Raw genomic sequence first — 6,942 nt, forward strand, 5'->3', positions numbered from 1 at the left:
TGACTGTCCGCTCACCGTTCCAGTGGAATATCCAGAAGTACCCGCACGCCGCCACTATCCAGCGGCTCCATACGCATGGTTACCGCGTCTCCAAAATAAATGCGCAGTCGATAAAGAACGTTGCGCAGACCGATTCCTCCGTCTCCGGTCAGTTCTTGCCTTTCCTCGGCCAGATCCCGGTTCAATGTTTCCATACGGGCAGGGGAGCAGTCCGTCCCGTTGTTTTCGGTCAAAATGCGAAGAATACCGTGATCCACAAGAGCGTGAAGCCGAAAATAGGATTCCTCCTGTTGGCAGAGCTGCCCGTGCTTGAACGCGTTTTCAACCAGTGGCTGCAAAATCATTTTTGGTACGACGATGCCCTCGGCCTCTGGGCTCAAAAGAATGTCAGCACGCAGCCCCCGCCCGAACCGCACATTTTGCAGGGTCAGATAGTCACGTACATAGCCGACCTCCTGCCCAAGCTCCGCAGTGGGATGGTCCAAATTCATACTATATTGCATACGAACGCCCAGCATGGTGATATAGCGCCAGGTTTCCTTATCTCCGTGCTGAAGTGCCAAAGAGGCAATGCTTTGGAGAGAGTTGTATAAAAAGTGGGGGTTAATCTGTGCCTGAAGCATTCGGGCCTCTGCGGTGCGCTGAGCCTTGCTGATCTTTTGCTGTCGTTCGAACATCTCTTTGATGGTCGCCATGGTTTTTTGGGTGTGCAGCACCAAATGGCCAATCTCGTCATCCCGGCGGTAGACAACGTAATCCTCCATCAGGCAATGCAAGTCGCCTCCATCTACAGCACGCATGTAAGCGTCCAGTCCGCGGATAGGGCGGGTACTTTGCCCTACAATCAGTTCCACCAGCCCGCAGCAGCCCAAAAAAGCGACTAGTATAATCACCAGATTTCGGGTAAATATGGCATCGGCCTCACCGTATAATGCCTGGCGGGGCACCAGCTGCACCAGATTCAGACGCAGGTTGTCCAGACGCGCACCACAGCAGAACGCAATGCCTGTGAATGATTTACCGGCTATGTCGCTCCAGCCAACGTCCTCACAGGCGTTCAGAATGGATTTCGCCTCCTGCGTGGTCAGCGGGTCGCGGCTGGCAAACAAAATTTCGCCGTCATCCTGAAGCATATATTCGGCGTACTCCGTAGAGCGGTTGCTGTCAACAAACACCAACGCCTGCAAGGAGCTAGCCTCCACATCAAAGCTGATGGTGCCCAGACACTGGGTATTGGCGGAGTCATAAAGCTTCCAGTGAAACGAGTATACCGGCGTACCCGCACCGCTCAGGGAGTATCCGTAAGTGCTGGCTGAACGGGGGCCTTCGCCGTACACCGCCTCGGGGCCGAGATCCGCGGGCATGTCAATATGATAGCGGCTGGGTCCGTAAGAGCTGCCTGTGGCGCCGATAATAAAGCTTTGTCCGGAGTGGTAGACGTCCAAATAAATTTGAGACAGCTTGATTTGGGGCGACAGGGACATGAGTGAGCGCAGGAATAGATAGACGCGATAGCTGTCATAGCTGTTCAAAAAGGGCTGCTGAAGCAGGCTGTACACGTCTGCGTTGCTGTAAAGGTTGCCTGAAAGCTGACGAATCTGTCCCAAATATAGATCCAGAAAGGCGGCCTTCGTACGCACGTTTTGCAGCCCGGTTTCCACGGCATTGCTTCGCAGGGTGTTGAGAGTTGATACCTGAGTGGTGGTTGCTACCAGCAGGAAGGCCGCCAAAATTGTGGCGGTGAGTCCTAATAACAGGCGCTTGGAGAAGCCGAGCTGTTTCAGTCTCATAACCGTTCCGCCTTTGGGGCCGCCCGATATTCGGCCGGGGTGCATCCCTCCACCCGCTTAAACACACGGCTGAAATACTTGGGGTCCACAAAACCGACGGCAGTGGAAATTTCCGCCTGGCGCAAGTGACTCCGGCGTAAAAGATCCTTTGCGTGCGTGATGCGCGTGTGGGTGATGTAATCCACCAGTCCCACCCCAAATTTTTTTTTAAAGGAGCGGGACAGGTAAGCAGCGCTCAAAGAAAACGTGTCGGCAAGGGAGTCCAGCGTGATAGGAGCGTGGTAATTTTCGGCAATGTACCGGCGCACCTGCTCAAATACCTCGCCGATTGCCGCGCTTTGACCGTCACTCAGATACTGGGACCATATGGCAAGCAAGTCATCACACAGCGACTGGACGAACGCCCGGCGGGAAAATCGACCATCTGGCAGGCAAAAGTCGAGACGATGCGCAGATAGGGACAGCAAGCTTACGCCTCGCTCACGCTGAAACCCTTGGATCCATTTGGTACGCAGTCCGGCGTAAGACGACTCAAAATTTTCAAGCTGCCGGATGGTAAGCAGCTTGCCAGCCAAAATGCTGTCTGTAAATTCTTCCACAGTCCCGCGTACCCGCTCCGGCCGCCCACTAAGCAAAGCCGGATAAAGCACCTGCTCCATGTTTTCATAAACTTTGAGCGACGGAACGGGCGACGCCTCTGTGTGTACCCGGATTTGCAGATCGAGCAGATTACAGGACAGCGCATTCTCCCTGGCGGACCGAAAGGTGACATTCAGCTTATGGGGGAATGCTGCATAGGGTCCCAGCCCCAGATGCAGTGTGACGCCAAGCTGGCATTCCAAAAGCTCCATAAGCTGGGTGCAGGGGGAAATCAGATCGCCGATCCCCGCATTCAGCAACACCGCGATGTCGGCTCCGGTTCCCCAAATGGTTGCTACCCCAAGGCCAAGACCGTAAAAGTAGTCATGTACAAAATTAGCCAGCGAGTAAGCACCGGCGTATTCTCCGGGGAGATGTCGGGTGCATATCACCCCCATACGGCATCGGTCAATTCCGTTCAAAAAAGGAGCGGAATTCAACAGGCTTTGCATCACGGCGGGGGAATGCTCTGCCCCCAGGTACAATGCCAGTAAATTCTGTGCCCTGCGCCGTGAGGATTCATTCAGCAGCGAGCGCTGACTGCGGTATTGACTGACCGCCTTGGCCACTGCGGCGTTGAGCCCCTCATCGGTGAGAGGCTTCAGCAGATAATCCACGCATCCCAACTGCACAGCTTTTTGCGCATATGCAAAATCGCCATACGCTGTGATCAAAATGGTACGGATAGCGGGGTCTAACATCTGAATGCGCTCAATGAGTTCCAGCCCGCTCAGTCCCGGCATACGGATGTCTGACAGAATCACCTCCGGGCATTGTTCCTGAATCAGGCACAGGGCATCCTCCGCGTTTGAGCGTTCATAAAGCTCGGTAATTCCATGCTTTTTCCAGTCTACCAGAAGTTTGATTACAGCAATGACGTGGGGTTCATCATCCACAATAAGTGCCTTCATTGGTCATTTCCTCCGGCTCTCTTCCTACCAACCAAACGTGAGCAAGCGCAAAAAAATCCACCCAATTTGAGCAAAATTTTGAGTTTGCAAGTTTAAAGAGGTATGATATTGTCATTTCAGACAAGGAAAGCGAAAAATTCAGGGCTGTTTTATCTACTTTGATCAATATAGCACGGACTTAAAAAAAAGTCTAGAACCAACTGGCGGCTGTGGGCGCCGCTTCGTGGCACCCACAGAATTATAATCCAGCGCGTTACCACAAAAGGAGGAGAAATAAAATGAAAAACAAAGCAATCTCTCTGATCGCTGCCTGCGCACTGCTCAGCGGAACGCTGGTCGGCTGTGGCAAGAGCGGTACGCCCGCAGCAACGACCACTGCTCCGGCGGCATCCAGCGCGACGGCCTCGGTCTCGAACAGCGGAAACACATTTCCCACCCAAGACATCAACGGAATCGTGCAGTGGGGCGAGGGCGGCGGAACCGACTCTTTGATGCGCCCACTGGCTGCTCTGGCACAAGAAAAGCTGGGCCAGAGCATTGTTGTGCAAAATATGACCGGTGGCACCGGCTCCATCGCTACTCAGTATGTATACGACCAGGATGCCGACGGCTACAATTTACTTATGGGCGCCGAGAATCCCTCTTTGTACCAAGCATTGGGTATCTTGGATCTGACCTACGATAACTTTACCTGCGTTCTCCTGATCGGAGACGAGACGACAGGCGTGGCTGTGGGGAAGGACTCCCCCTATCACTCCCTGAAGGATATCTGCGATGCCGCCAACGGCGGCAAGGAAATTACTCTCGCCACCACAGGAACCGGCGGATTGCCCTGGGAAGTGGGCGCGCTGATCACCAGTATCACCGGCGCAACCTTCACCCAGGTTCAGTATGACTCGGACGCCTCTGCCCGGGTGGCTGTGCTGGGCGGCGAGTGTGACTTTACCATTTGTAAGGTGCAAAGCTGTCTGGAAGAGTATAAATCCGGCGATCTGAAACTGCTGGACATGCTGGCCACTGAGTCGGTGAAGCAGATGCCGGAAGTGCCTTTGGTCACCGACGAGTATCCCGAGTTCAGCAAGTATCTGCCCTGGGGCCCCTTCTATGGCGTGTTTGTAAAAGAAGGAACCGATCAGGCCGTAGTGGACAAGCTGTCTCAGGCCTTTACCGCAGCGTTCAATGACCCAACCTACCAGGACGTACTGGCCAACTACAACATTAATCTTATGGGGTATACGGGCGATCTGGCAAAAGAGTACTTGAGCAACTGGCAGGCCAACACCATCACGGCGCTGACGGAAGCAAAAGCCATTTCCTGAACCACAGCGGGCGGGAGCTTAACATAAGTTTTCGCCCGCTTTCTTATCATAAAGTGATCGGAGAAATTGCGATGAACAAAATGCAAGGGTCTGAAGTCCAGGGCGAAAAAAAGCCTGTCCCGTTTCAGGCGGGAGAAAAGGGATTTGCTGTTTTCTGGCTGTTATTCGGCGGTTTCTTTTTTTACCAGTCCATTTTGCTGTGCCGGGCGCATCCTGGCCTGAATTCCTGCGCGGCCATACCGCTTTTTGTCACGGGAAGCATTGTACTCTGTGCGATCACCCTTTTGTTAATTGACCGGAAGGCTCCTTCGGTAACCCACGGTGTGCACAAGGGGAAGACCATCCGTATGGCATTAGATACAATGTTCCCCGTCAATGTTCTGGCGCTTCTTGCCCTTATCATACTGTATTGTTTGGCTTTGTACTTTAAACTTGGATTTTACCTGTCTACCGGGCTATTTTTGTGGTGCGGTATGACATTTTATATGCGCTCTCAATATCATGTAAATGGAGTGCCGAATACGGCTACTTTGGGCAAAGTTATGTTAAAGAATCTACTTTGGACGGGGCTTTCGCTGCTGTTCATCCTTGCGGTCTTTACGTATTTGTTCCATGTTGTACTGCCATAAGGGGGGGGACTTACAATGGACGTTTTCAGTTATCTTTTGATTCCGTTTCAACAGCCACTTTTGATTCTGCTCACGGCAATCGGCGTGTTTGCAGGCATCTATGTGGGCGCAATTCCCGGACTTTCTGCGACGATGGCTGTGTCGCTGCTGGTTTCCTTTACCTACGGGTGGAGTACATATGAGGCACTGGCGCTGATGTTGGGGATTTTTGTGGGTACCGTGTACGGCGGTTCACGCAGTGCCATTTTGCTCAATATTCCCGGTGCGCCCAGCGCCGTAGCTACCTCGCTGGACGGATATCCCCTGGCAAAAAAGGGCCAGGCCGGCCGGGCCATGGGCATTGCCACCACACAGTCGGTCATTGGTACGATTCTTGGTGTGATCGTGCTGGCTGTCGCGGCTCCCGTGGTGGCTACCTTTGCGGTGAACTTTTCCTCGGTGGACTATCTGTTGCTTGCGGTTATGGGCATGATGATGGTGGGCAGCCTGAATTGCAAGTCTATATTCCGCGGCCTGCTGTCTGCCTCAGTTGGCTTGTTTTTTGGGACCATCGGAATGGATTCCATGACGGCCGTGCGCCGATTTACCTTTGGCGTGAGCTACCTGAACGGGGGCGTGAGCTTTGTGGTAGCCATGATCGGTCTGTTCGGTGTATCTGAGGCGTTAATTCAGATCATTGATCTGGATGTGACCAGTGTCAAACAAAAGGTAGATAAGATACTGCCCTCGCTGGACACTATTATCAAGTACATTCCGCTGACCCTGCGCTCTTCTGTGGTGGGCGTGTTGGTGGGCGCACTGCCCGGCGCAGGTGGCGATATTGCGGCGCTCTTGACCTATGACCAGGCCAAGCGCACCGTCAAAAACCCGGAAGTGCCCTTTGGCGAGGGCGCAATCGAGGGCATCGTGGCCCCGGAGTCGGCCAACAACGCAGCTATCGGCGGTGCATTTATCCCCATGCTCACGCTCGGCATCCCCGGCGATGCCGTGACTGCCGTATTGTTGGGTGCGCTGCAGATCCATGGCCTGCAGCCAGGACCAAACCTAATGACAAGTACACCAGATCTGTTCTATCTCATTGTCAGCGTACTTTTACTGGACAGCATTTTCTTGACGGTGTTCGGACTGACCGGCGTTAAGCTGTTTGCCAAGATCGTGGAGATTCCAAAGAGTATCCTGATGCCGCTGATCGTCATTCTCTCTGTGGTGGGCAGTTTTGCGTTGCGCAAGAGCTTATTTGATATCTTTTGGATGCTTGGCTTTGGCATACTGGGTTATTTTATGAAGCGTTACGAATATCCAGTGGCCCCCTGTGTGTTGGGTGTGATCCTGTGCAATCTGCTTGAGAACAACTATCGTCGTGGGATCACGCTGGAAAAAAGCATTCCTGGCCTGTTAGGCAGCATTTTTAGCGAGCCCATGGCGATCATCCTGCTTATGGTAATCGTGATAATGTTCGGCACGCAGACCAAGACCTACAAAAACTGGAAAGCGCGGCGGGACGCAAAAAAGGCGGCAGCCTTGTAAGGGCCAGCTCTTCAACAAAATCTTCCGCCGGCACAAAATTAGAGAGCGGAAAGAGGAAAGGAAGATATTATTATGAAAACGGTTCAATTACGAAATTTGACCATCGGCGAGGGCGCAACCAAAGTGA

The 6,942-nt window shown here is 53.1% G+C and carries 5 protein-coding genes; 3 read left to right on the top strand and 2 right to left on the bottom strand.

Features of this window, described 5'->3' with window-relative positions:
* Positions 1-11: 11 nt before the first annotated feature.
* Positions 12-1,790: a sensor histidine kinase gene (locus ABWQ15_RS00390; RefSeq protein ID WP_353906842.1), complete on the bottom strand. Its 1,779-nt coding sequence runs from the start codon at positions 1,788-1,790 to the stop codon at positions 12-14.
* Positions 1,787-3,340 (bottom strand): response regulator, encoded by a 1,554-nt coding sequence (locus ABWQ15_RS00395; RefSeq protein ID WP_353906843.1) that lies wholly within the window; start codon positions 3,338-3,340, stop codon positions 1,787-1,789. Before ABWQ15_RS00395 ends, ABWQ15_RS00390 begins: the two co-directional genes overlap by 4 nt.
* A 278-nt stretch (positions 3,341-3,618) precedes the next feature.
* Between ABWQ15_RS00395 and ABWQ15_RS00400 the strand changes: the two genes are divergently transcribed.
* The 3 genes from ABWQ15_RS00400 to ABWQ15_RS00410 all read left to right on the top strand — a co-directional run bounded on the left by ABWQ15_RS00400 (position 3,619) and on the right by ABWQ15_RS00410 (position 6,815).
* Positions 3,619-4,659, top strand: a complete 1,041-nt coding sequence (locus ABWQ15_RS00400) for a Bug family tripartite tricarboxylate transporter substrate binding protein (RefSeq protein ID WP_353906844.1) — start codon at positions 3,619-3,621, stop codon at positions 4,657-4,659.
* 71 nt (positions 4,660-4,730) lie between these two features.
* On the top strand, positions 4,731-5,288 hold the full coding sequence (locus ABWQ15_RS00405; protein WP_353906845.1) for a tripartite tricarboxylate transporter TctB family protein: 558 nt from the start codon (positions 4,731-4,733) through the stop codon (positions 5,286-5,288).
* Between the two features lie 15 nt (positions 5,289-5,303).
* Positions 5,304-6,815: a tripartite tricarboxylate transporter permease gene (locus tag ABWQ15_RS00410; RefSeq protein WP_353906846.1), complete on the top strand. Its 1,512-nt coding sequence runs from the start codon at positions 5,304-5,306 to the stop codon at positions 6,813-6,815.
* Positions 6,816-6,942: the final 127 nt, after the last annotated feature.

Origin of the sequence: Oscillibacter sp., from assembly GCF_040505565.1 — a bacterium.
Classification (GTDB): domain Bacteria; phylum Bacillota; class Clostridia; order Oscillospirales; family Oscillospiraceae; genus Oscillibacter.